At 70.3% G+C, this 22,470-nt stretch carries 21 protein-coding genes; 15 read left to right on the top strand and 6 right to left on the bottom strand.

Annotated features, from left to right (window positions below; genetic code table 11):
- Positions 1 to 2: 2 nt before the first annotated feature.
- The 11 genes from pafA (at position 3) to ACGFZW_RS19275 (ending at position 11,068) form a co-directional block, all read left to right on the top strand.
- Positions 3 to 1,364, top strand: coding sequence for a Pup--protein ligase (gene pafA / locus ACGFZW_RS19325; RefSeq protein ID WP_393894344.1), 1,362 nt, complete (start codon positions 3 to 5; stop codon positions 1,362 to 1,364).
- Between the two features lie 134 nt (positions 1,365 to 1,498).
- Positions 1,499 to 2,488: an FKBP-type peptidyl-prolyl cis-trans isomerase gene (locus ACGFZW_RS19320; RefSeq protein ID WP_393894343.1), complete on the top strand. Its 990-nt coding sequence runs from the start codon at positions 1,499 to 1,501 to the stop codon at positions 2,486 to 2,488.
- A gap of 92 nt (positions 2,489 to 2,580) precedes the next feature.
- On the top strand, positions 2,581 to 2,955 hold the full coding sequence (locus tag ACGFZW_RS19315) for an FKBP-type peptidyl-prolyl cis-trans isomerase (RefSeq protein ID WP_393894342.1): 375 nt from the start codon (positions 2,581 to 2,583) through the stop codon (positions 2,953 to 2,955).
- Positions 2,956 to 3,072: 117 nt separating this feature from the next.
- Positions 3,073 to 4,038: a helix-turn-helix transcriptional regulator gene (locus ACGFZW_RS19310; RefSeq protein ID WP_393894341.1), complete on the top strand. Its 966-nt coding sequence runs from the start codon at positions 3,073 to 3,075 to the stop codon at positions 4,036 to 4,038.
- A gap of 17 nt (positions 4,039 to 4,055) precedes the next feature.
- Positions 4,056 to 5,006, top strand: coding sequence for a helix-turn-helix transcriptional regulator (locus ACGFZW_RS19305; RefSeq protein ID WP_393894340.1), 951 nt, complete (start codon positions 4,056 to 4,058; stop codon positions 5,004 to 5,006).
- A 38-nt stretch (positions 5,007 to 5,044) separates the two neighbouring features.
- A complete protein-coding gene (locus ACGFZW_RS19300; protein WP_393894339.1) occupies positions 5,045 to 5,302 on the top strand; it encodes a hypothetical protein in 258 nt (85 codons plus the stop codon).
- 85 nt (positions 5,303 to 5,387) lie between these two features.
- The gene (locus ACGFZW_RS19295) at positions 5,388 to 5,591 is read left to right on the top strand and encodes a hypothetical protein (protein WP_393894338.1); all 204 of its coding nucleotides are present in this window, start codon (positions 5,388 to 5,390) and stop codon (positions 5,589 to 5,591) included.
- Between the two features lie 206 nt (positions 5,592 to 5,797).
- On the top strand, positions 5,798 to 6,085 hold the full coding sequence (tatA, locus tag ACGFZW_RS19290; RefSeq protein WP_393894337.1) for a Sec-independent protein translocase subunit TatA: 288 nt from the start codon (positions 5,798 to 5,800) through the stop codon (positions 6,083 to 6,085).
- A 64-nt stretch (positions 6,086 to 6,149) separates the two neighbouring features.
- Entirely contained in the window at positions 6,150 to 7,106 is a 957-nt protein-coding gene (tatC, locus tag ACGFZW_RS19285; protein ID WP_393894336.1) for a twin-arginine translocase subunit TatC, read from the top strand.
- 122 nt (positions 7,107 to 7,228) lie between these two features.
- On the top strand, positions 7,229 to 8,128 hold the full coding sequence (locus ACGFZW_RS19280; RefSeq protein ID WP_393894335.1) for a diacylglycerol kinase: 900 nt from the start codon (positions 7,229 to 7,231) through the stop codon (positions 8,126 to 8,128).
- Between the two features lie 123 nt (positions 8,129 to 8,251).
- The gene (locus ACGFZW_RS19275) at positions 8,252 to 11,068 is read left to right on the top strand and encodes a DEAD/DEAH box helicase (RefSeq protein ID WP_393894334.1); all 2,817 of its coding nucleotides are present in this window, start codon (positions 8,252 to 8,254) and stop codon (positions 11,066 to 11,068) included.
- A gap of 66 nt (positions 11,069 to 11,134) precedes the next feature.
- Here the strand turns inward: ACGFZW_RS19275 and ACGFZW_RS19270 are convergent, their stop codons facing one another.
- Positions 11,135 to 12,295, bottom strand: coding sequence for an LLM class flavin-dependent oxidoreductase (locus tag ACGFZW_RS19270; RefSeq protein WP_393894333.1), 1,161 nt, complete (start codon positions 12,293 to 12,295; stop codon positions 11,135 to 11,137).
- A gap of 353 nt (positions 12,296 to 12,648) precedes the next feature.
- Here ACGFZW_RS19270 and ACGFZW_RS19265 point away from each other — a divergent pair, with 353 nt between their 5' ends.
- Complete coding sequence (locus ACGFZW_RS19265; RefSeq protein WP_393894332.1) at positions 12,649 to 13,035, top strand: L-rhamnose mutarotase; 387 nt, start codon at positions 12,649 to 12,651, stop codon at positions 13,033 to 13,035.
- A 22-nt stretch (positions 13,036 to 13,057) separates the two neighbouring features.
- On the opposite strand, the gene ACGFZW_RS19260 is transcribed toward ACGFZW_RS19265, so the two are convergent.
- From ACGFZW_RS19260 to ACGFZW_RS19250, 3 genes are all read right to left on the bottom strand, one after another.
- Positions 13,058 to 13,990 (bottom strand): ADP-ribosylglycohydrolase family protein, encoded by a 933-nt coding sequence (locus tag ACGFZW_RS19260; protein ID WP_393894331.1) that lies wholly within the window; start codon positions 13,988 to 13,990, stop codon positions 13,058 to 13,060.
- A gap of 214 nt (positions 13,991 to 14,204) precedes the next feature.
- On the bottom strand, positions 14,205 to 14,666 hold the full coding sequence (locus tag ACGFZW_RS19255) for an ABA4-like family protein (RefSeq protein WP_393894330.1): 462 nt from the start codon (positions 14,664 to 14,666) through the stop codon (positions 14,205 to 14,207).
- Positions 14,663 to 15,577 (bottom strand): hypothetical protein, encoded by a 915-nt coding sequence (locus ACGFZW_RS19250; RefSeq protein WP_393894521.1) that lies wholly within the window; start codon positions 15,575 to 15,577, stop codon positions 14,663 to 14,665. Before ACGFZW_RS19250 ends, ACGFZW_RS19255 begins: the two co-directional genes overlap by 4 nt.
- A 191-nt stretch (positions 15,578 to 15,768) precedes the next feature.
- Between ACGFZW_RS19250 and ACGFZW_RS19245 the strand changes: the two genes are divergently transcribed.
- Positions 15,769 to 16,431, top strand: coding sequence for a MerR family transcriptional regulator (locus tag ACGFZW_RS19245; protein ID WP_393894329.1), 663 nt, complete (start codon positions 15,769 to 15,771; stop codon positions 16,429 to 16,431).
- Positions 16,432 to 16,471: 40 nt separating this feature from the next.
- Here ACGFZW_RS19245 and ACGFZW_RS19240 read toward each other — a convergent pair whose 3' ends face one another.
- Both ACGFZW_RS19240 and ACGFZW_RS19235 read right to left on the bottom strand, forming a co-directional pair.
- Entirely contained in the window at positions 16,472 to 17,329 is an 858-nt protein-coding gene (locus tag ACGFZW_RS19240) for a siderophore-interacting protein (protein WP_393894328.1), read from the bottom strand.
- A gap of 51 nt (positions 17,330 to 17,380) precedes the next feature.
- Entirely contained in the window at positions 17,381 to 18,298 is a 918-nt protein-coding gene (locus ACGFZW_RS19235; RefSeq protein WP_393894520.1) for a 5'-3' exonuclease H3TH domain-containing protein, read from the bottom strand.
- Positions 18,299 to 18,525: 227 nt separating this feature from the next.
- On the opposite strand from ACGFZW_RS19235, the gene ACGFZW_RS19230 reads away from it, so the two are divergent.
- A complete protein-coding gene (locus ACGFZW_RS19230) occupies positions 18,526 to 19,743 on the top strand; it encodes a glycine betaine/L-proline ABC transporter ATP-binding protein (RefSeq protein WP_393894327.1) in 1,218 nt (405 codons plus the stop codon).
- A complete protein-coding gene (locus ACGFZW_RS19225; RefSeq protein ID WP_393894326.1) occupies positions 19,736 to 22,342 on the top strand; it encodes an ABC transporter permease/substrate binding protein in 2,607 nt (868 codons plus the stop codon). The genes ACGFZW_RS19230 and ACGFZW_RS19225 overlap by 8 nt, the downstream gene beginning before the upstream one ends.
- The last annotated feature ends 128 nt before the right edge of the window (positions 22,343 to 22,470 follow it).

Below are 22,470 nucleotides of genomic sequence, written 5' to 3'. Positions count from 1 at the left end.
TCATGGACCGCCGCATTTTCGGGCTGGAGAACGAGTACGGCGTCACGTGCACGTTCAGGGGACAGCGCCGACTGTCACCTGACGAAGTGGCGCGGTACCTCTTCCGCCGTGTTGTGTCATGGGGCCGCAGCAGCAATGTCTTCCTGCGGAACGGCGCCCGCCTGTACCTCGACGTGGGATCGCATCCGGAATACGCAACTCCCGAGTGCGACAACGTGACCGAACTGGTCACTCACGACAAGGCCGGCGAGCGCATTCTCGAGGGCCTGCTCGTCGACGCCGAACGCCGCCTGCACGAGGAGGGAATCGCGGGCGACGTCTATCTCTTCAAGAACAACACCGATTCGGCGGGAAACTCCTACGGCTGCCACGAGAACTATCTCGTCGCCCGCCACGGGGAGTTCTCCCGGCTCGCGGACATCCTCATCCCCTTCCTCGTCACCCGTCAGCTGCTGTGCGGCGCGGGCAAGGTGCTCCAGACTCCGCGGGGCGCCGTCTACTGCGTCAGTCAGCGCGCGGAGCACATCTGGGAGGGGGTCTCCTCCGCGACGACCCGCTCCCGTCCGATCATCAACACCCGCGACGAGCCGCATGCGGACGCCGAGCGCTATCGCCGTCTGCACGTCATCGTCGGTGACTCCAACATGTCCGAGACGACCATGCTGCTCAAGGTCGGTGCCACCGATCTCGTGCTGCGCATGATCGAGGCGGGCACGGTCATGCGCGACCTGACGCTGGAGAACCCCATCAGGGCGATCCGTGAGGTCAGTCATGACATCACCGGTCAGCGCAAGGTGCGTCTGGCCAGTGGCCGCGAGGCCTCCGCCCTGGAGGTCCAGCAGGAGTACTACGAGAAGGCCGTCGACTTCTGCGAGCGCCGCGGAATCCGTACGGGCACCGTCGAGCAGGTCCTGGAGCTGTGGGGCCGCACTCTCGAGGCGATCCGGGACGAGGATCTCGACCGGATCTCCACCGAGATCGACTGGGTGATGAAACATCAGCTCATCGAGCGGTACCGCGCAAAGAACAACATCACCATGTCGCATCCGCGAGTGGCGCAGATAGACCTCGCCTATCACGACATCCATCGCCGCAGGGGGCTCTATTACCTCTTGGAACGCAAGGGGCAAGCCGCCAGGATCTGCAACGACTTGAAGATCTTCGAAGGCAAGTCGGTACCGCCGCAGACCACCCGCGCGAGGCTGCGCGGCGACTTCATTCGCCGTGCTCAGGAGCAGCGCCGGGATTTCACGGTCGACTGGGTGCACCTCAAGCTCAATGACCAGGCGCAGCGCACGGTCCTGTGCAAGGACCCGTTCCGGTCGGTGGACGACAGAGTGGAGAAGCTCATCGCCGGGATGTGACCGCCGTGTACACAGCTATGTGCCGGGAGTGATTGCTCCCGGCACATAGCTGTGTTGCGCCGGGAAACGCCTCGGGGGACAGGTCGTAGAGTGGCGGGCATTGCCCCATCACCCCACGAGCCCGAGTTGGACTGATGAACCTCACGAAGAACACCCGTCGCGCTGCTGCCGCAGCGCTGACCGTGCCCATCCTGCTGTTCACCGCCGCGTGCGGGTCCGACGACGGCAAGGGCGCGTCCGACGACGCCGTTGTCAAGGTGACGGGCGAGGCGGGCGCCAAGCCCAAGATCAGCGTGCCCAAGGACGCCAAGCCCGCCGACAAGGCCGTCACCAAGACGCTCGTCGAGGGCAAGGGCGAGGTCGTCAAGAAGGGGGACCTCGTCCGCCTGGACTTCGCCGCGCAGTCGATGAAGGGCCAGAACCTCGGCAGCAGCTGGACGCCGCAGCCCGGTACCAAGCCCGGCGCGCCGCGCACCCAGGTCGTCAGCGAGGTCACCGACCAGATGACCCAGCAGATGCTCCCGCCGAAGGTGATGAGCGAGGTGGCCGGGCACAAGGTCGGCAGCCGCTTCGAGGTCGAGGGCACCGCGAAGGCGCTGATCGGCGAGGGTCTGAACCCGCAGTCGGGCATCAAGCCCGAGGACGGCCTGGTGTGGGTCGTCGATGTGGTCGGCGCGAAGAAGGTGGACAAGAAGGCCAAGGCCGAGGGCGAGCAGGCGGCGCCGGAGGACGGGCTGCCCGAGGTGAAGGCGGAGGGTGAGAAGGCAGCGACCATCACCGTCCCCAAGGGCGAGAAGGCGCCGACCGGTCTGAAGGACCAGGTCCTTATCAAGGGCAAGGGCCCCGAGGTGAAGGCCGGCGACGGGCTGATCGCGCAGTACACCGGTGTGAAGTGGGAGGACGGCAAGAAGTTCGACTCCTCCTGGGACCACGGTGGCGCGACCGCCTTCCAGATCGGCACCGGCCAGGTCGTCCAGGGCTGGGACAAGGCTCTGGTCGGCAAGCACGTCGGTGACCGGGTGGAGATCGTGATCCCGCCGAAGCTGGGCTACGGCGCCAGCCCGCAACACGAGCTGGCGAAGAACACCCTGGTCTTCTCGGTCGACATCGTGGGCACGGTCTGATCGTTCGTCTCCCGACCGGCAACACGGCACGGCCGCCAAGATCTGCGAGACTGGCGCCGTAATCGTAAAGATTCGTAAGTAGGAGCACATTCGTGAGCATCGACAAGCCCGAGATCGACTTTCCTGAGGGCCCGGCTCCCACCGAGCTCGAGATCGTGGACCTGAAGGAGGGCGACGGGCCGGTCGCCAAGGCCGGGGACACCGTCTCCGTCCACTACGTCGGCGTCGCGTTCAGCACCGGCGAGGAGTTCGACGCGAGCTGGAACCGCGGCACCCCGCTGCAGTTCCAGCTGGGCGCCGGCCAGGTCATCGCCGGCTGGGACCAGGGCGTGCAGGGCATGAAGGTCGGCGGCCGCCGCCGGCTGACCATCCCCTCGCACCTCGCCTACGGCGAGCGCGGCGCCGGCGGTGGCCGGATCGCCCCGGGCGAGACGCTGATCTTCGTCTGCGACCTGGTCTCCGTCTGAGTCCACGGCTGACGACAGCACCGAGGGCCCATGCCGAACGGCATGGGCCCTCAGCTTTGCCCTGGGCACCCTGAGCGGTACGGTCAACGGTCGGGAGTTCAACGAGAAAGGGCGTCGATGGCGATTGCCAAGGCCGAGCGGCTGATGAACCTGGCGCTGTGTCTGCTGGGGACCCGTCGCCCGCTGACCAAGCGCGAACTCAGGTCGTCCATCGAGGCCTACATCGAGGCGGGCAGCGACGACTCCTTCAACCGCATGTTCGAGCGGGACAAGGACGATCTGCGCGAGCTGGGCCTGGTGATCGAGACCGTCGACGGCATCGACGCGGACGTCGGCTACCTCGCGCGCCGGGACAGCAACCGCCTCCCCCCGATCACGCTCGACGCCGAGGAGGCCGCCGCCCTGGGGCTGGCCGCCAAGATCTGGCAGCAGGCGCGTCTCGCCGGTGCGGCCAGCGGCGCGCTGCAGAAGCTGCGGGCGGCCGGGATGCCGCTCGCCTCGGACGACGACTTCGACGCCGGCCAGCCGCACAGCGCCCTCGAACCGCGCATCCCGGCCCACGAGGCCGCCTTCGAGCCGCTGATGCTGGCCTGCCGCGACCGCCGGCCGGTCCTCTTCGACTACCGCAAGTCCAACGCCGCCCGCCCCGAGCAGCGGCAGGTCGAGCCGTGGATCCTGGAGTGCTGGCGCGGCCACTGGTACGTCGCCGGCTGGGACCGCGAGCGCAAGGCCGAGCGGGTCTTCCGGCTCTCCCGGATCACCGGCAAGGTCCGCTCCCGGCAAGGGGCGTTCACCGCTCCGGTGCCCGATCACGTCACCGTCCGCGAGACGGTCGAGAGCTGGGCGGGCGAGACCGCCACCGGGACGGCCAGGATCAAGCTCCGCGCCGAGCACGGCTATCCGCTGCGCTCGCGCGCGCTCACCGTCCGGGAGCTGGGTGACGGCTGGGACGAGCTGGAGATCCCCAACGGCCACGGACTCGACGCCTGGCTCGTGGAGTTCGGGCCCGATGTGGTCGTGCTGGAACCCGCGGAACTGCGGGCCGATGTCGTGGACCGGCTGCGCGCCGTGGCCAAGGGCTGAGAGGGACACGAGAACCCATGGCGACGAACGCGATCGACCAGACCCGCCGGATGCTGTCCTTGGTGACCTACCTGCGCGAGCGCCCGGGTGCGCGCGTCGGGGACGTCGCCCGCGCCTTCGGCATCACCGAGGACGAGCTGATCGCCGACCTCGACGTACTGCCGATGTGCGGTACGAGCTTCCGCGGCGGCGACCTCCTGGACATCGACACCGACGGCGACCGCATCTGGTGGCACAACCCCGACGACGTCGCGGAACCGCTGCGGCTGGCCGCCGACGAGGCGACCGCGCTGCTGGTCGCCGCCCGCGCCGTGGCGACCCTCCCCGGGCTGCGGGAGGGCGACCGCCAGGCGCTGCTGCGCGCCACCGCGAAGCTGGAGGCGGCGGCCGGCGAGGCGGCCGGTGCCAGCTCCCGGCTCTCGGTGACCTTCGAGTCCGAGGGCGGTGTCTTCGCCGATGTGGACCGCGCCATCGCCGAACGGCGCCGGCTGTGGCTGCGCTACTACTCCCCGGCGCGTGACGAGCTGACCGAACGCGAGGTGGACCCGATCCGCCTGTTCGCCGTCGGCCACACCTACGTCGAGGCCTGGTGCCGCCTCTCGGAGGCCCGGCGGACCTTCCGGCTCGACCGCGTCGCCGAGATCAAACTGCTGGACGCACCCGCCGACCCGCCGCCGGTCGAACTGCGCGACCTGTCGGAGGGCCTGGTGCAGCCCGCGGCAGAGGACCCCGAGGTGTCCATCGAGGTCGGGCCGGGCGGCCGCTGGGTCGCCGAGTACTACCCGCACGACAGCGCCGAGGAGCTTCCCGACGGCGGCCTGCGCATCACCCTGCGCACCCCCGACCCCGCCTCGCTGCGCCGGCTCGCGCTGCGGCTGGGCGGGGACGGCCGCATCGTCTCCCCCCAGGAGCTCGCGGACAGCGCGCGGCAGGCCGCCGGGCAGGCCCTCGCGGCGTACGGCGAGTGAGCGCGGCTCAGTAAGCCCGTGAAGGAGGAGGCGGAAGGATGACGACGACGATGGCGACCAGCATGGCGACCACGACCGCTCCGGTGCTCTTCAAGGCGGCCTGCCCGGACTGCCGGGGCCATTTCGAACTGGCCTCGGAGGCTTTCCGGCTGGCCATCGGCGCCAGCCGCCGCACCACGTTCTACTCCTTCACCTGTCCCGACTGCGGCCGAGCGGTGCGCAGGCCGGCCGGCGAGCGGATCATCGAGCTGCTCACCGGCGGCGGGGTCCGCACGCTTCGGCTGCACTCCGGCTGACGGCTCCGCCCGCCACGGGCCGGCGGACGTCGCCCGGCCCGTGGAGACCGCCCGACTCCCGCCGCCAGCCCGTTAGGCTCGCCCCATGCTCTGGCCCATGATCGCTATCGCCCTCGGCTTCCTCGGCATCGCCGTGCTCGGCGTGCTGGCCGTGCGCGTCTTCGTCGAAGTGCGCCGGCTGGCCCGTCAGGTCGCTGCGGCGTCCGAGCGGATCCAGCGGGCCGCCGAGGATCTCGAGCGAGCCGCGACGCCGCTCGCGTCCCGGACGCACCATGTCGGCAGGCGCTAGTCACGGCGGACCCCTGATGCGCCGGTGACCCGAGAGGTACGCTGCAACGGCCCGGACCGCACGGCAGGGGAGGCAATCCGACGTATGCAAGGGGATTGCCCAGCGTTAACGACCGAACGTTACGATCGAGGTAGCACCAGGACGCCAGTCCGACCCCATCGGCAGGCACCACAGCAGACGCCGCCCCGGCGAGAAGGTAGTCGCACATGTTCAGCAACCTGAGGGCCCCCGAGATCATTCTGATTCTCGTCATCATTGTGCTGCTGTTCGGCGCGAAGAAGCTCCCGGACATGGCGCGTTCCCTCGGCAAGTCCGCCCGCATCCTCAAGAGCGAGGCCAAGGCGATGAAGAAGGAAGGCGAGGCGGAGGGCGGCGCCGCGTCCGAAGCTCCTGCCGATGCCGCGCAGCAGGCTCCTCGTACGATTCAGGCAGCTCCCGGAGATGTGAGCAGCTCGCGCCCGGTGGCCGAGCCGAACCGCACCAACCAGAGCTGAAGCCGACCCGATCCCGTCGCTCCGACCTGGTCGGGGCGGCTGATGTACGAGACGAGGAAGTGGGTTGCTCAAGTCTGCCCGCAAGCAGGAGAAGGACCCCGAGGGGCGGATGCCGCTCGCGGCGCATCTGCGTGAGCTGCGCAACCGGCTGCTGAAATCGGTGCTCGCGATCGGTGTGGTCACCGTCATCGCGATGTGGCAGTACGAACCCCTCGCGCACTTCATCACGGGTCCCGTCATCGACGCGGTCGGCTGCCCCAAGGGTGGCGCCACCGCCGGTGGCCGCGCGCATCCGTGCGCCGAGATCACCGCCAACGGTCTGCTGGCACCGTTCACGATCCTGCTCAAGCTCTCCCTCACCACCGGCGTGGTCGCCGCCAGCCCGGTCTGGCTCTACCAGCTCTGGGCCTTCCTCGCCCCGGGCCTGCACCGGCACGAGAAGAAGTACGCGCTGGCCTTCGTCGGCGCCGGAGTGCCGCTCTTCCTCGGTGGCGCCTACCTCGCCTACGCCGTGCTGCCCACCACGGCCGGCGCGCTGGTCGGACTGACCCCCAGCGACTGGGCCAACCTCTTCCCGGCCGATGAGTTCCTCGACATCGTCACGCGCATGGTCGTCGTCTTCGGTGTCGCGTTCGAGCTGCCGCTGCTCCTGGTGCTGCTGAACTTCGGCGGTGTGCTCACCGGACAACGGATCATGAGCTGGTGGCGGTTCATGGTGCTGGGCATCACGGTGTTCGCCGCGCTCGCCACCCCCACCGGTGACCCGCTCACGATGGGTCTGCTGGCCGCGCCGATCGTGGTGCTGTACTTCGGCGCCACCGGTATCTGCCTGATCAACGACCGCCGCCGCAAGCGCGCCGACCCGGACGCGGAGCTGGCCGACGACGAGGCCTCCGAGCTGGACCTCACACCGGCCGGTGTCGAGGAGATCGAGCCGGTCGCCTCCAGCCGGATGCTCCCCGAGCAGGCGAGCGGCGGAGCCGACGAGCCGACCCGCCGCGGCTACGACGACGTGACCTGATCGCGCCGCTCCGCCCGGCCTCCGGCCCGAGCGGACGACCTGCCGCGGCTGACGGCCCCCGCCTCCAGGAGGCGGGGGCCGTTCGCTCGCCCGGCGCCGTGGCGTCGGGTTATGGTCCGCGCGTGACCTGCGACATCACTCTCTTCGTCAATCCGCGGGCGGGGCGCGGCCGGGGCGCACGGGAGACCCAACCGGCTGCCAGGACCCTGCGGGAAGCGGGCTTCGCCGTGCGTACGGTCCTCGGCGAGGACGCGGCGGACGCGCTGCGCCGGGCTCGCGCCGCGGTGGACGAGGGCACCGGCGCCCTCGTCGCGGTCGGCGGTGACGGGCTGGTCTCGCTCGCGCTTCAGGCGGTGGCCGGAACCGGCACCCCGCTGGGCGTGGTGGCAGTGGGGACCGGCAACGACTTCGCCCGCGCAACCGGCCTGCCGGTGCGCGCTCCGGTAGCCGCGGCCACCCGGATCGCCCGCGCGCTCAAGGGGGACGGCGGCCTGCCCGTCGACCTCGGGCAGGTCGGCAACACGTACTTCGGGACGGTGCTGGCCTCCGGCTTCGACTCGCGGGTCAACGACCGTGCCAACCGGATGCGGGTGCCGCGCGGGCGGCTCACCTACGACCTGGCGCTCCTCGCGGAGCTCGCTGCGCTGCGCCCGATCCCGTACCGGATTCGGCTGGACGACGGGCCGGTGCGGGAGGTCGAGGCGACGCTGGTCGCGGTGGGCAACGGCAGCTCGTACGGCGGCGGGATGCGGATCTGCGCGGATGCGAGGCTGGACGATGGCCTCCTCGACGTCACCGTCGTCGGCGCCTGCGGACGGGGGGAGCTGCTGAGGGTCTTTCCGCGCGTCTACCGGGGAGCCCACCTGACCCACTCCAAGGTCTCGGTGCACCGTGCTGCGCGGGTCACGCTGGAGGCGGCGGGGGTGACCGGCTACGCGGACGGGGAGCCGCTGGGGCCGTTGCCGCTGACCGCGCGGTCCGTGCCGGGAGCGGTCCGGCTGCTGGGTGCCGGGGATCGGTAGCGGCGGGGACCGGCCCGGCGGGCGCGGGGCGGACGCCGGGCGGCGGGGGCCCAGGGGGCTCCGGGCATTGCCTCCGTAAAGATCGGGTCGTTGTCAGAGGTGGCCGGTAGGCTCGTAAGCACGATGACCGAGGACATGTCCCCTGCTGAGCGCTATGCCGCCGCCAAGCTCAGGGCGGCCGAGCAGGCCACCGCACTCGCCCCTTTCCGTGACATGTACGACTTCGATCTGGACGCGTTCCAGGTCGAGGCGTGCAAGGCCCTGGAGGCCGGCAAGGGTGTGCTGGTCGCGGCCCCCACCGGATCCGGCAAGACGATCGTCGGCGAATTCGCCGTCCACCTGGCCCTGGAGCAGGGCCGAAAATGCTTCTACACCACGCCCATCAAGGCGCTGTCCAACCAGAAGTTCCAGGACCTGGTCCGCCGTTACGGCGCCGACAAGGTCGGCCTGCTGACCGGCGACAACAGTGTCAACTCCGAGGCGCCGGTGGTCGTGATGACCACCGAGGTGCTGCGGAACATGCTCTACTCCGGCTCCCGGTCGCTGGTCGGCCTCGGCTATGTGGTCATGGACGAGGTGCACTACCTCTCCGACCGCTTCCGCGGCGCCGTCTGGGAAGAGGTGATCATCCATCTCCCGGAGTCGGTGACCCTGGTGTCGCTGTCGGCCACCGTCTCCAACGCCGAGGAGTTCGGTGACTGGCTGGACACCGTCCGTGGCGACACCGAGGTGATCGTCTCCGAGCACCGGCCGGTGCCGCTGTGGCAGCACGTCCTCGCGGGCCGGCGGATGTACGACCTGTTCGAGGAGCGCAGTCAGGGCGGTGGCGGCCGGCGCGAGGTCAACCCCGACCTGGAGCGGCTGGCACGGATGGAGAACAGCCGGCCCACCTTCGGCCGCGACAAGCGCCGCGGGCGCAACATGCGCGAGGCGGACCGCGAGCGGGAGCGCCGCCAGCGCAGCCGGATCTGGACTCCGAGCCGGCCCGAGGTGATCGACCGGCTCGACAACGAGGGTCTGCTGCCCGCCATCACCTTCATCTTCAGCCGCGCCGCCTGTGAGGCTGCCGTCCAGCAGTGCCTGCACTCGGGCCTGCGGCTCAACGACCAGGAGGGTCGCGAGAAGGTCCGCCGCATCGTGGAGGCGCGGACGGCCGGCATCCCGGACGACGACCTCCATGTGCTGGGCTACTTCGAGTGGTTGGAGGGCCTGGAGCGGGGTATCGCCGCCCACCACGCCGGCATGCTGCCGACCTTCAAGGAGGTCGTCGAGGAGCTGTTCGTGCAGGGCCTGGTCAAGGCCGTCTTCGCCACCGAGACCCTGGCCCTGGGCATCAACATGCCCGCGCGGTCCGTGGTGCTGGAGAAGCTCGTCAAGTGGAACGGCGAGCAGCACGCCGACATCACCCCGGGCGAATACACCCAGCTCACCGGCCGGGCCGGACGCCGGGGCATCGACGTCGAGGGCCACGCCGTGGTCCTGTGGCAGCGCGGCATGGACCCGGGCGCGCTGGCCGGCCTCGCCGGTACCCGCACCTATCCGCTGCGCTCCTCCTTCAAGCCGTCGTACAACATGGCGGTCAACCTCGTCTCGCAGTTCGGCAGGCACCGTTCGCGGGAGCTGCTGGAGATGTCCTTCGCGCAGTTCCAGGCCGACAAGTCGGTGGTCGGGATCTCGCGTCAGGTGCAGAAGAACGAGGAGGGCCTGGGGGGTTACCGCTCCTCGATGACCTGCCACCTCGGGGACTTCGAGGAGTACTCCCGGTTGCGCCGCGAGTTGAAGGACCGTGAGACGGAGCTGGCCAAGCAGGGCGCCGCACAGCGGCGGGTCGCGGCGGCCGCGGCCCTGGAGAAGCTCAAGCCCGGCGACATCATCCACGTCCCGACGGGCAAGTACGCCGGTCTCGCGCTGGTGCTCGACCCGGGGATGCCCTCGGGGCGGACGAACGGTCACCGCGGCTTCGAGACGCAGGACGGCCCGCGACCGCTGGTGCTGACCGCCGAGCGGCAGGTCAAGCGACTGGCGTCGATGGATTTCCCGGTGCCCGTCTCGGCGTTGGACCGGATGCGGATCCCCAAGTCCTTCAACGCCCGCAGCCCGCAGTCGCGTCGCGACCTGGCGTCCGCGCTGCGCACCAAGGCCGGTCATGTGGTGCCCTCGCGGCACCGCAAGCCGCGGGCCGAGGCCGCCGACGACCGGGAGATCTCCCGGCTGCGCACGGAGATCCGCGCCCACCCGTGCCACGGCTGCGACGAGCGGGAGGACCACGCCCGCTGGGCCGAGCGCTATCACCGGCTGCTGCGGGACACCCGTCAGTTGGAGCGCAGGATCGAGGGGCGGACGAACACCATCGCGCGCACCTTCGACCGGATCTGCGCGCTGCTGACCGAGTTGGACTACCTCGAAGGCGACACCGTCACCGACGAGGGCCGTCGGCTGGCCCGGCTCTACGGCGAGCTGGATCTGCTGGCGAGCGAATGCCTGCGGGACGGCGTCTGGGAGGGGCTCGGCCCGGCGGAGCTGGCGGCCTGTGCCTCGGCGCTGGTGTACGAGTCGCGCCAGGCGGACGACGCGGTGGCGCCCAAGTTGCCGGCCGGCCGGGCCCGCGACGCGCTGGCGGAGATGGTGCGCATCTGGGGGCGGCTGGATGCCCTGGAAGAGGATCACAAGATCAATCAGGCGGAGGGGGTCGGGCAGCGCGAGCCTGACCTCGGCTTCGCCTGGGCCGCGTACCGCTGGGCGTCCGGCTTCGGCCTCGACGACGTCCTCCGGGAGGCGGACATGCCGGCCGGTGACTTCGTCCGCTGGTGCAAGCAGCTGATCGACGTCCTCGGGCAGATCGCGGCGGCGGCCCCGCCCGGTGGCTCGGTGACGCGCACGGCCCGCAAGGCCGTGGACGGCGTGCTGCGCGGTGTCGTGGCGTATTCGTCGGTGGGCTGAGAAACGCCGGATCCGTCGAGGGCGCCCGCTTCCCCTGTGAGGGATGCGGGCGCCCTCGCCGTTTCCCTATGAAGCGTGCCGTACCGCGGCCTCGTCGGTCGCCTGGTCGGCGTTCCCTTCGGCGCTGCGGGCGGCCTCCCGTGCCGCGTCCCGCTTGGCGACCTCCTCGCGGACCAGCGGGATGACATGACGGCCGAAGTCGATCGCGTCGTCGAGCAGGTCGTAGCCGCGGGCCGAGAGGATGTCCACGCCCAGGTCGTAGTAGTCCAGCAGTGCCCGCGCGACCGTCTCCGGGGTGCCGACCAGGGCGGTGGAATTCCCCGCCCCGCCCGTCTCGGCGGAGGTCGGCGTCCACAGCGCCCGGTCGTGGCGCTCGCCCTCCGCGGCCACGGCGAGCAGCCGCTGGGATCCGGCGTTCTGCGGCGCCGTCAGGGGATGCCGGCGGCTGAGCGGCCCGGCGGCCTTGCGATTCCTGATGCGCTCCAGGGTGCGGTGGGCCTTCTCCCAGGCCAGTTCCTCGGTGGGCGCGATGATCGGTCGGAAGGCGACCTGAATCCTGGGCGTGTCGATGCGGCCCGCGGCCTGCGCGGCCGCCTTGACCGAGGCGATCTGCTCGGCGGTCTGCGCCAGCGGTTCGCCCCACAGGCAGTAGATGTCCGCCTCGGCGCCGCCGACCGCGTACGCCGCGGGCGAGGAGCCGCCGAACGACACCTGTGGGTGGGGCTGTTGGAGGGGGAAGGTGTCGGAGACGAAGTCGTGGAAGCGGTAGTGCGTGCCCTCGTGGTCGAAGGGCTCATGGGTGGTCCAGATCTTCTTGACGATGCGGAGGTATTCGCGGGTGCGGTCGTAGCGCTCGTCCTTGGTGAGGGTGTCGCCCTCGCGGCGCTGCTCGTGGTCGTTGCCGCCGGTGATGAAGTGCACCGCCAGCCTGCCGTCGCTGATGTGGTCCAGCGTCGCGAAGGTCTTCGCCGCGAAGGTCGGATACGAGACGTTGGGGCGGTGCGCCACCAGCAGTTGCAGGGTCTCGGTACGCGCGGCGATGTAGGCGGCGGCCGGGGACGGGTCGGGGGAGCCGGAGCCGTAGGCGAACAGCACCCGGTCCCAGCCGTGGTCCTGGTGGGCGCGGGCCAGTTCGAGCGTGTAGTCCTTGTCGAAGGAGGCGCCGGAGCGCGGGGTGACTTCGGAACCGTCGTGGGTCGCGGCGATGCCGAGGAACTCGACAGGCATGGAAGGGCCTCGTCTTCTCGTAGGTCGGGCATGCGTACGTGAGCGCCGTACGGGGCGGGTGGTGCGCTACGGAGAAGTCAGCGGCAACAGGAAGCCGACCACACACGACCGAAGTCGATGTGGTCGCGGGTGACCAGCCGCTGCTGAGGAGGCATGAGGTCAGTGGAACAGGAGCCGGCGGCCACGTCAACCAAGTCCCGGTGCGCGCCGGCGGGTTCGGATCGAAGGGCGCGCCGGTCCCGAGCGGGGTGTACGGGCGTGGGGCCGCCGGTGCACGATCTCCGTATGAAGGAGACGGGCCAGGGAGCGCACGGCGATCGGTCGGCCGTACACGGCGAGAGGGAGGACACCCGATGACGGAGCCGGCGGGCGGGGGAAGCACCACAGGTGTGGACGGCGGCCGGGACGGCGCTTCGGTGCGGCGCTTGGGCAAGGTCATCAGACTGCGGCCGGAGCACCGGGAGGAGTACCTGCGGCTGCATGCCGAGGCGTGGCCGGAGGTGCTGGCGACGATCACCGCCTGCAATCTCCGCAACTACTCGGTCTTTCTCCAGGGCGAGTTGCTGTTCTCCTATGCCGAGTACGTCGGCGACGACTACGCCGCCGACATGGCACGGATGGCCGCCGACCCGGTGACCCAGGAGTGGTGGCGGCGCACCGACCCCTGCCAGGAGCAGACCGAGGACGCCGTACCGGGGGAGTGGTGGACGCCGATGCGGGAGGTCTTCCACCACGACTGACCCCGGATCCCGGCGGCCCTGCTCAGGAGGGCGTGCGCAGCAGCTGTTCGGCCAGCAGCGTGAGGTCGTCGGCCCGCAGGACCGTGTCACCGAAGCCGGGCAGCGGGATGTGCAGGGGGCGCGTCCAGCGGTCCGGGATCGAGGCTGCTCCGTGGACCGCGCCGGCGAGCCCGCCGGTGACGGCGGCGACCGTGTCGGTGTCCCCGCCGAGGTCGATCGCGGCGCCCAGCGCGTCGGCGAAGCAGTTGGTGGTGCGCAGGGCCCAGAGGGCGGATCCCAGGCACGGCCAGACCGCGCCGTTGAACTCGGTGGCCGCCGCCGGGTGCCAGTCGGGCGCCAGGACGACGGCCCAGCGCTCATGGTGGTCGGGGTGGACGGCGGCGAGCGCGTCGGGCACCGCGGCGAGCGGGTCACCGCCGTCGAGTGCGACGCGGAGCAGTTCGTGGAAGAGGGCACTGCCCTCCCATGCCGCCGGGTCGCCGTGGGTCAGCGCTGCCAGTCGGCGGGCTGCGTCCATGGTGGCGGCGGTGCCCTGCCGGGCGAAGTACACGGCAGGCGGGGCCGCGCGCATCAGGGCGCCGTTGCCGGCCGCGCGCGCGTTGGCCGCGAAGTGCGCGTCAGCGGCGCGGTTCCAGGGCAGGCCGCTGCCGAGGACGGCTTCGATCTGCAGCCCGATGTCCTTCGGTTCGGCCGCGGCCCAGCGTTGGAAGCGGGCGAAGACATCGGCAAGGTCCAGGCCGCCGCGGTCCAGCAGGGATCGGGCGGTCAGCAATGCCATCTGTGTGTCGTCCGTGGCCTCGCCGAGATCCCAGCCGCCGCCCGGGTGCATCTCGCCACGCCCGTCCGGGAAACGAGCCGTGTAGCAGCCGGCCGGCCCGAATTCGAAGGGCGCCCCGAGCGCGTCGCCCACGGCAGCGCCGACGACGGCGCCGATCGCCCGTTCGTCACGGTCCATTGGTCCCCCCGAATGGCTTCGTGTGTTCGGGCCACAGGCTATCGGCCGCGGGGGCGCGGTGTGCCCCTCGTGCCGGGTGGCGGGGTACGCGGTGACCGGACGAAGCCGCTCCGCGGGTGGCGCCCCGTCAGGTCGCGGCTGAAAGGAGCCCGGAGCCGTACGGCCGGTGGCGGCGGACCGTGGATACGGGCCACCGCCACCACCCGAACTGCCGTCATCCGAGGGCGGGTTCCCCGCGCGCCGCGAGCCGCCGTTCCCGCATCCGCAGGCCACCGCGAAGGACCACGAAGAGCAGAACACCGATGGGGGAGAGGAGCACGGTCAGGAGCAGCAGCGGCCCCATCGCCAGGGGGTGGATGCCAAGGGTGCGGGCTTCGCGGTACATCCACTGACCCAGGAACAGGTCCCAGGCGATGACCTGGGCCCAGATGGCACCGGCGCCGCCGTCCAGGGCCATCAGTTCCTGGAACCCGGCCAGATCAGGGCTGCTGACAGCGGCCCACAGGTGTGGGAACACCGGGACGGCCAACGCGAGATAGACGGCGATGACCGGCACCATCGGGAGCGGGGAGGCGGCGATCCGGTCGGTCCACCGCCGGCCCGGGGCGAGGATCAGCAGTGCCCAGAACGGCGCCGCCAGGTAGAAGGCCAGGTCGAAGAGGGTGCGGTCGCTCATGTCGATTCCTTGGAGAGAGGTGGGAGCAGGGCGTCGTCGCCGGTTGGCCCGGGGCGTCGCCGCAGGGCCGAGTACGTTCCGGCCGCCGTGGCCACGGCGATGGCACCGAGGGCGCCGAGTGTCGCCGCGTCCGGATGGATCAGTGCCTGGCCGCGCAGCGCCTGCCAGGTCGCGAGGGCGACCAGGGCGGCGACGCACCCGGCCGTGACCTGCACCAGCCGCAGCCGTACCCGCTCGTCCCGCAGCCGGGTGAAGCGTCCGGCCAGCGTCTCGATCGTGTAGAGGAACAGCGGGATGGCCTGGAGGGCGTGCATACCGAGGAAGTGCGGGATGCGCAGATCGCCGCCGGTGGTGCTCCAGCCGGTGAGCGGCATGGCCGGACCGCCGTCCGGGACGCCCACGCTGTGCGCGCCGATGACGGTGTCGAGATCGCCCGCGGCCTGCTGCTCCGCCGTGGGCCCCACCATCAGGCCGCCGAGCAGCAGGCCCGCCAGCGCGATCAGCAGGCCGAGCCGGATCGCCTGATCGGTCGCCCGGTCGCCGAGTCGGGCTCGCCACAGGATGACCGCGATGACGAAGGTGGCCACCCACAGGACCGCGATAGTGATGCCCATGACGCTGAACAGGAGCTGATCCAGCGGGGTTTCGACGTTGAAGTGGCTGCGGCGGCCCCGCAGCGCCTGTGCCGCGATGATGGCCATTTCCGTCAGCCCGGAGACGACGACGGCGTGCGCGGCCCACCGTCCGGTCCGGCTCGCGGTGGTCCGGCGGGACAGCATCCAGGCGAGGGTGAGGCCGTAGACGGCGAAGGACACGGCGAACTTGAACGGCTTCAACCAGATCGGCGCCCCGACCAGGATCCGGTCGTCGACGATCAGGCCGACCGCACAGGCCACGGCGAGCGCGGCCATCCCCCAGGAGAAGGCGAGCAGCGAACGGTATCTGGACATGAGGATCCCCCTACAGAACGGATAGTGGCGCTTACCGCTATCTGATAGCGGAACTATCTATGATGGGGAGGTGATTGGCAAGGCCGGGAAGCGCGGGGGCGCCCGGGAGTACGAGGAGCCGGGACGCGGGTCCGGGACGGAAGAGGCGGCAGATGCGTATCGGGGAACTGAGCCGGGCGACGGGCGTGGCGGTCCCGACGATCAAGTACTACGTGCGCGAGGGGCTGTTGCCCCCTGGCCGCCTGACCAGCCCCAACCAGGCGAGCTACGACGACACGCACACCCGCAGGCTGCGGCTGATCCGCGGGCTGATGGACGTCGGAGGGTTGTCGGTCTCGGCCGTGCGCGAGGTGCTGGCCGCCGTGGACTCACCGGAGGAGCCGGTGCACAAGGTGCTGGGCGCGGCGCAGCACGCCATCACGCCGGTCTCAGCGGGCGAGCCGGAGGGGCTGGCGGAGGCCAGGGGGACGGTCATCGAGCTGGTGCGGCGGCGGGGTTGGCGGGTGGGGCCCGACCATCCGTCCGTCGAGACCGTCGCCGTCGCGCTGGCGACCTTCCGCGGCATCGGCCACGGTGCGTTCGAGGAGGTGCTGGACGACTACGCCGACGCGTGCGAGCAGATCGCTGCCGCGGACCTCGACTTCGTGGGACGGCACGTGGAGGTGGACGGCATCGTGGAAGGCGTGGTGGTGGGGACCGTTCTGGGGGACGCGGTGCTCAGCGCGATGCGCCGGCTCGCGCACGTGGACAGCTCGGCCCGCAGATACGACGAGGGCGCCCCCGGCGCGTCCGGCGGTCCGGACACGCCTGCGTGACGGGCGCCCTCGTGCGGGTGTTGACGGTTGGCGGCGTAGGTCAGGAAGCGGCCGCCGGGACGGACTCCTGCTCGGCCTCCACCTGCTGGTTCCAGTCCTGCTTGGAGGCCTGCCAGCCGTCCTCGTCGTGGCCGGAGCGCCAGTAGCCGGAGATCGAGAGGTCCTCGCGCGGGATGCCCCGCTCGACCCGCAGCAGCCGGCGCAGCTCCTTCACGAATCCCGCCTCGCCGTGCACGAACGCCTGCACCCGGCCGGCCGGGAAGTCCAACGCCCGTACGGCCGCGACGAGTTCACGGCCCACCGGGGCGCCGTCGCGGTGCAGCCAGGTGATCTCCGTCCCGGCCGGAACGGTGAGTTCCTGGCGCTCCTCCGGGCCGGCCACCTCGATGAAGGCGTGTACCCGGGCACCCTCGGGCATCCGGGCCAGGGAGGCCGCGATGGCCGGGAGCGCGCTCTCGTCGCCCGCCAGCAGATGCCAGTCGGCGCCGGCCTCGGGGAGGTAGGCGCCGCCGGGGCCGAGGAGGTGGATCTCCTCACCCGGCTTCGCCGCGGCCGCCCACGGCCCGGCCAGCCCCGCGTCGCCGTGCACCACGAAGTCGACGGTCAGTTCGCGGGCCTCGGCATCCCAGGAGCGCACCGTGTACGTACGGGTCCTGGGCCACTGGTCGCGCGGGAAGTCGGCGCGGATCCGGGCCATGTCGAACGGCTCGGGGTAGCTGACGCCGGGCAGCGGAAAGACCAGCTTGACGTAGTGGTCGGAGTAGTCGCCCGCCGCGAACTCCACGAGCCCCTCGCCCCCGAGCACCACCCGGACCATGTGCGGGGTGAGCTGCTCGGTACGCAGCACCCGTGCGCGGTGCAGTGCGGGCTTCTTGCGGGCCGGACGGTCTGCTGCCACGGCATTCTCCCCAGGGCGCGTCGATTAATTAGGTATACCTAACCTAACAGCTCATCGCCGGAGGGTGAGGAGCAGTCGATGCAAAGATCCACCCAAGCCCCACTGCGCGGCCAGGGCGTCCAGGCGCTCGGGATCGGCCGGTTCCGAGGGCAGTGCGGGGTCGGCGTCGTCCGGCACCGGCACGTCGGTGGCCACCTTCACGACCGTCGGGGCGACCGCGAGGTAGGGGCGCGCCTCGAGAAGCCGCTTGCGCTGCGCGGGCGTCACCTTCGATGACGGGTCCTCGGCCGCGGTGATGATGCCCGCCAGGTCCCCGTACGCGTCCAGCAGCTTGGCCGCGGTCTTCTCGCCGATCCCCGGCACGCCCGGCAGGCCGTCGCTGGGGTCGCCCCTCAGCAGGGCCAGATCGACATAGCCCGGGCCGTCCACGCCGTACTTCTCCCGCAGCAGCGCCTCGTCGGTGACCTGGAGGGTGCCGACGCCCTTGAGCGGATAGAGGATGCGGATGCCGCGCCGGTCGTCGATCAGCTGGAAGAGGTCGCGGTCGCCGGTGACGATGTCCACCGGGCCCCGCGCCCGGCCCGCGAGCGTGCCGATGACGTCGTCGGCCTCGTAGCCCGCGGCCCCGATGCGGGCGATGCCGAGGGCGTCCAGCACCTCCTCGATGATCGGCACCTGCGGCGAGAGGGTGTCCGGAATCTCTTCCTCATCCGGTTCCGGAGAGCCCTCGGCGGCCTCTTCGGCGACCCGGTGCGCCTTGTAGGACGGGATCAGGTCGACCCGCCACTGGGGGCGCCAGTCGAAGTCCATACAGGCGACGAGGTCGTCGGGGTGGTGGTCCTGGACGAGCCGGGCGATGAAGTCCAGCAGGCCGCGCACCGCGTTGACCGGGGTGCCGTCCGGGGCCCTGACCGATTCCGGTACGCCGAAGTAGGCGCGGAAGTAGAGCGAGGCGGTGTCGAGAAGCATCAGGCGTCGAGTCACATCCCGCATGATGCCGTACGCCCCAAACGTCAACACGATGTGACCTGGAACACGGATGGGTTTGAGCCGATCACGCCAGGGCAGGCGCGCAGCCGGAGCGAACCCGGTATGAATTTCAACTTTTCCACCGGTAAAGGCGGGCCGAACCCGTCTCGCTCCACGACCTGCCTGCGGGGGTGGCAGGTCGTTCCCGTTCGACAAGAGAGGTTCATGTGTCCAGGCTGCAAGCCGAGCACCTGTACAAAGTGTTCGGCAGACGACCCGAGGACGCGGTGCGACGGCTCGAGGACGGCGCGAGCCGCGACGACCTGCGGGCCGAAGGCACCACCGCAGCGGTCATCGACGCGTCGATCGAGGTGGACGAAGGCCAGATCTTCGTCGTCATGGGCCTGTCGGGGTCCGGCAAGTCCACGCTGCTGCGCACCCTCAACGGACTGCTTGAGCCGACCGCCGGGACCGTCCGGTTCGACGGTCAGGACCTGACCTCGCTCAGCGACAAGGAACTGCGCAAGGTCCGCTCCGAGAAAATCTCCATGGTCTTCCAGCACTTCGCGCTCTTCCCGCACCGCAGTGTGCTGGAGAACGCCGCCTACGGCCTCGAAGTGCAGGGCGTACCCCGCGCCGAGCGGACCCGGCGTGCCACCGAGGCGCTGGAACTCACCGGCCTCAAGGGCTGGGAGAAGTCCTGGCCCGACGAGCTCTCCGGCGGCATGCAGCAGCGCGTTGGCCTCGCCCGCGCCCTGGCCACCGACGCCGACCTGTTGCTGATGGACGAGTCCTTCAGCGCGCTCGACCCGCTGATCCGCCGCGATATGCAGGACCAGCTGCTGGAGCTGCAGAAGACCCTCAAGAAGACCATCGTCTTCATCACCCACGACCTCAACGAGGCGATGCGCCTCGGCGACCGGATCGCCGTCATGCGTGACGGCCGGATCGTGCAGGTCGGCAGTGCCGAGGACATCCTGGTCACGCCGGCCAACGACTACGTCGCCTCCTTCACCCAGGACGTGGACCGCACCCGGGTGCTGACCGCCGGCGCGATCATGACCGATGTCGACACCGCGCTGGGCGAGAAGTTCGCCGACGCCGACGAGTTCCGCGCCGCGGCGCCCGCCACGGTCCGGCTCGACACCCCCCTCGTCGAGCTGTTCACCCCCTGCTCCACCAGCTCCGTGCCGGTCGCGGTGACCGACGAAGCGGGCAAGCTCGTCGGCGCCGTTCCGGCCGGCCGGCTGCTCGCCGTCCTCGGTGAGCCCGCCCCGCAGGACAGCGCCCCGACCGTGCCCGCGCAGGCCGACGCCGTCGACCCCAAGACGCCGGCCGCCCACCAGGACGCCACCGTCGGCAAGCAGGACGCCACCGTGAGCCGGAAGGCTGACGACGCCTCCGACGACAACCAGCCCGAGGACAAGGTGATCACCGGTGCCTAGAGTTCAGATAGGCAGCTGGGTCAGCGCCGCCGTCGACTGGCTGCGCGACAACCTCGCCTGGCTCTTCGACTTCGTCACCAGCGTGCTCACCACGCTCTACAACGCGATCCACACGGTGCTCGCCGGCCCCGAGCCGCTGATCCTCGCGGGCATTCTCGCGGTGATCGCCTGGTGGCTGCGCGGACTGCCCGCCGCCCTGCTCACCTTCGTCGGCTTCGCCCTGATCGATTCGATCGAGCAGTGGGGCGAGACGGTGTCGTCGCTGTCCCTGGTGCTGGTGGCCTGCCTCATCACCGTCGCGGTCGCCATCCCGCTCGGCATCCTGGCGGCCCGCAGCCGCGTCGTCGGCGGGGCGCTGCGCCCGGTCCTCGACCTGATGCAGACGATGCCCGCGATGGTCTACCTCATCCCCGGCATCCTCTTCTTCGGCCTGGGTGTCGTCCCCGGCATCGTGTCGACGATCGTCTTCTCCATGCCGCCCGCCGTCCGCATGACGGAGCTGGGCATCCGGCAGGTCGACGAGGAACTGGTCGAGGCCGCCGAGGCATTCGGTACGCACCCGCGCCGCACCCTCTTCCGGGTGCAGCTGCCGCTCGCGCTGCCGACGATCATGGCCGGTATCAACCAGGTCATCATGCTGGCGCTGTCCATGGTCGTCATCGCGGGCATGGTCGGCGGCGGCGGACTGGGTGGCTCGGTCTACAACTCCATCAGCTCCGTCGACGTGGCGCTGGGTGCCGAGGCCGGTCTCGCGGTCGTCATCCTCGCCATGTACCTGGACCGGATGACCGGTGCGCTCAACCAGCGGGTCTCCCCGCTGGGCCGCCGCGCGCTGGCCAAGGCGCAGGCCGCACTCGGCGGGCTGAAGTTCCTCCGGTGGAAGCCCGCCACCTCGGTGGCGATGGTCGGTGTGGTCGTGCTCGCGCTGCTCGCCGGCGGCATGGGCTTCCTCGGCAAGGACGGCGGCGCGAAGGGCACCACGGACGGCAACGGCCGGCCGGTCAGCCTGGGCTACGTCAACTGGGACGAGGGCAAGGCCACCACGTACCTGTGGAAGGAAATCCTCGAACAGCGCGGCTACAAGCCCAAGGTCCAGGCCCTGGAGGCCGGTCCGCTCTTCGCAGGCCAGGCCCGTGGCGACATCGACGTCCAGAGCAACGCCTGGCTGCCGACGACCCACGCGTCCTACTGGAAGAAGTACCAGGACAAGCTGGAGGACCTCGGCACCTGGTACGACAAGACCTCCCTGGAGATCGCGGTCCCGTCCTACATGAAGGACGTCAAGACCCTCGACGACCTCAAGGGCAAGTCGGGCGAGCTGGGCGGCAAGATCACCGGCATCGAGCCCGGCGCCGGCGAGATGAAGATCCTCAAGGACAAGGTCCTCAAGGACTACGGTCTGGACGGCGAGTACAAGGTGGTGGAGTCCTCCACCTCCTCGATGCTCAGCGAGCTGGACCGCAAGATCCACGAGAAGAAGCCGATCGCCGTCACGCTGTGGTCCCCGCACTGGGCGTACGACAAGTACAAGCTGACCAAGCTCAAGGACCCCAAGGGCTCCTTCGGCGCGAGTGACAGCCTGCACATGCTCGGCCGCAAGGGCTTCGCCAAGGACGAGCCGCAGGTCGCCAAGTGGATGAAGAACTTCCACATGGACGAGAAGCAGCTCACCAGCCTGGAGAACGAGATCAAGAAGGCCGGCGTGGGCCACGAGCAGGACGGTGTGCGCGCCTGGCTCAAGCAGCACCCGGGGCTGGTCGACAAGCTCGCCCCGTCCGCCAACGCCGCCTACGCCAAGGGCAAGGACGCGGGCAAGGCCCCGAACATCGGCTACCCGGCGTGGGACGAGGGCATCGCCACCACGTACCTGTGGAAGAACGTCCTGGAGAAGCGCGGCTACAAGCCCCGCATCCGCAATCTCGACGTCGGCCCCATGTGGACGGGTCTGTCCACCGGCCAGATCGATGTGGAGACCGACGCCTGGCTGCCGGTCGCGCAGAAGCAGTACTGGGACAAGTACAAGAAGGATCTCGTCGACGTCGGTGCCTGGTACGACAAGACGTCCCTGGAGATCTCGGTGCCGTCCTACGTCAAGGGCGTGAAGACCCTCGACGACCTGCGTAAGCGCAAGGACGAATTCAAGGGCAAGATCATCGGCATCGAGCCGGGCACCGGTGAGATGAAGCGCCTCAAGAGCGTCGTGGCGCCCGAGTACGGCTTCGACGACTTCCAGGTCACCGAGGCCGGCACCAGCGCGATGCTCGCCGAGCTGGACCGGGCCTACGCCAAGAAGGAGCCCATCGCGGTCGTGCTGTGGTCCCCGCACTGGGCGTACAGCAAGTACAAGCTCACCAAGCTCGCCGACCCCAAGGGCACCTGGGGCGCGAACAACCAGATCAAGACGATCGGCAACAAGAGCTTCCCGAAGAAGTTCCCGGAGTTCAACGGCTGGTTGAAGAACTGGAAGATGAGCCCCGACCAGCTCGGCAGCCTGGAGAAGGCGATCCAGGACGCCGGCAAGGGCAACGAGGACAAGGGTGTCGAGAAGTGGATCGACGCCCACCCGGGCATCGTCGACAAGATGGCACCGGTGAAGTAACCGCCGCACCGCGCACCCCGTACGCCGGGCGCGCATCGCGGCGAGCCCCGCCTCCGGCAACAGACCGGAGGCGGGGCTCGCCGCTTGTGTGCGGACGGTGTGTCCACCGGCGTACGACCCACGGGCCC

The organism is Streptomyces sp. NPDC048248, assembly GCF_043201875.1.
In the GTDB taxonomy this organism is placed as follows: domain Bacteria; phylum Actinomycetota; class Actinomycetes; order Streptomycetales; family Streptomycetaceae; genus Streptomyces.
Note: the sequence above shows the minus strand (reverse complement) of the source record. Positions and strands in the feature narration are given on the sequence as shown.

Excerpts from the sequence above, each read along its gene's own strand:
- ACGFZW_RS19250 (WP_393894521.1), bottom strand. The coding sequence starts at position 15,577 with ATGGCCGCGCTCGCCGTGGCCTGTGCGGTCGGCCTGATCGTCGACGAC.
- ACGFZW_RS19295 (WP_393894338.1), top strand. The coding sequence starts at position 5,388 with ATGCTCTGGCCCATGATCGCTATCGCCCTCGGCTTCCTCGGCATCGCC.
- ACGFZW_RS19260 (WP_393894331.1), bottom strand. The coding sequence starts at position 13,990 with ATGGACCGTGACGAACGGGCGATCGGCGCCGTCGTCGGCGCTGCCGTG.
- ACGFZW_RS19305 (WP_393894340.1), top strand. The coding sequence starts at position 4,056 with ATGGCGACGAACGCGATCGACCAGACCCGCCGGATGCTGTCCTTGGTG.
- ACGFZW_RS19255 (WP_393894330.1), bottom strand. The coding sequence starts at position 14,666 with ATGAGCGACCGCACCCTCTTCGACCTGGCCTTCTACCTGGCGGCGCCG.
- ACGFZW_RS19320 (WP_393894343.1), top strand. The coding sequence starts at position 1,499 with ATGAACCTCACGAAGAACACCCGTCGCGCTGCTGCCGCAGCGCTGACC.
- ACGFZW_RS19245 (WP_393894329.1), top strand. The coding sequence starts at position 15,769 with ATGCGTATCGGGGAACTGAGCCGGGCGACGGGCGTGGCGGTCCCGACG.
- ACGFZW_RS19310 (WP_393894341.1), top strand. The coding sequence starts at position 3,073 with ATGGCGATTGCCAAGGCCGAGCGGCTGATGAACCTGGCGCTGTGTCTG.
- ACGFZW_RS19265 (WP_393894332.1), top strand. The coding sequence starts at position 12,649 with ATGACGGAGCCGGCGGGCGGGGGAAGCACCACAGGTGTGGACGGCGGC.
- pafA (WP_393894344.1), top strand. The coding sequence starts at position 3 with ATGGACCGCCGCATTTTCGGGCTGGAGAACGAGTACGGCGTCACGTGC.
- ACGFZW_RS19270 (WP_393894333.1), bottom strand. The coding sequence starts at position 12,295 with ATGCCTGTCGAGTTCCTCGGCATCGCCGCGACCCACGACGGTTCCGAA.
- ACGFZW_RS19275 (WP_393894334.1), top strand. The coding sequence starts at position 8,252 with ATGACCGAGGACATGTCCCCTGCTGAGCGCTATGCCGCCGCCAAGCTC.
- ACGFZW_RS19235 (WP_393894520.1), bottom strand. The coding sequence starts at position 18,298 with ATGCTTCTCGACACCGCCTCGCTCTACTTCCGCGCCTACTTCGGCGTA.
- tatA (WP_393894337.1), top strand. The coding sequence starts at position 5,798 with ATGTTCAGCAACCTGAGGGCCCCCGAGATCATTCTGATTCTCGTCATC.
- ACGFZW_RS19300 (WP_393894339.1), top strand. The coding sequence starts at position 5,045 with ATGACGACGACGATGGCGACCAGCATGGCGACCACGACCGCTCCGGTG.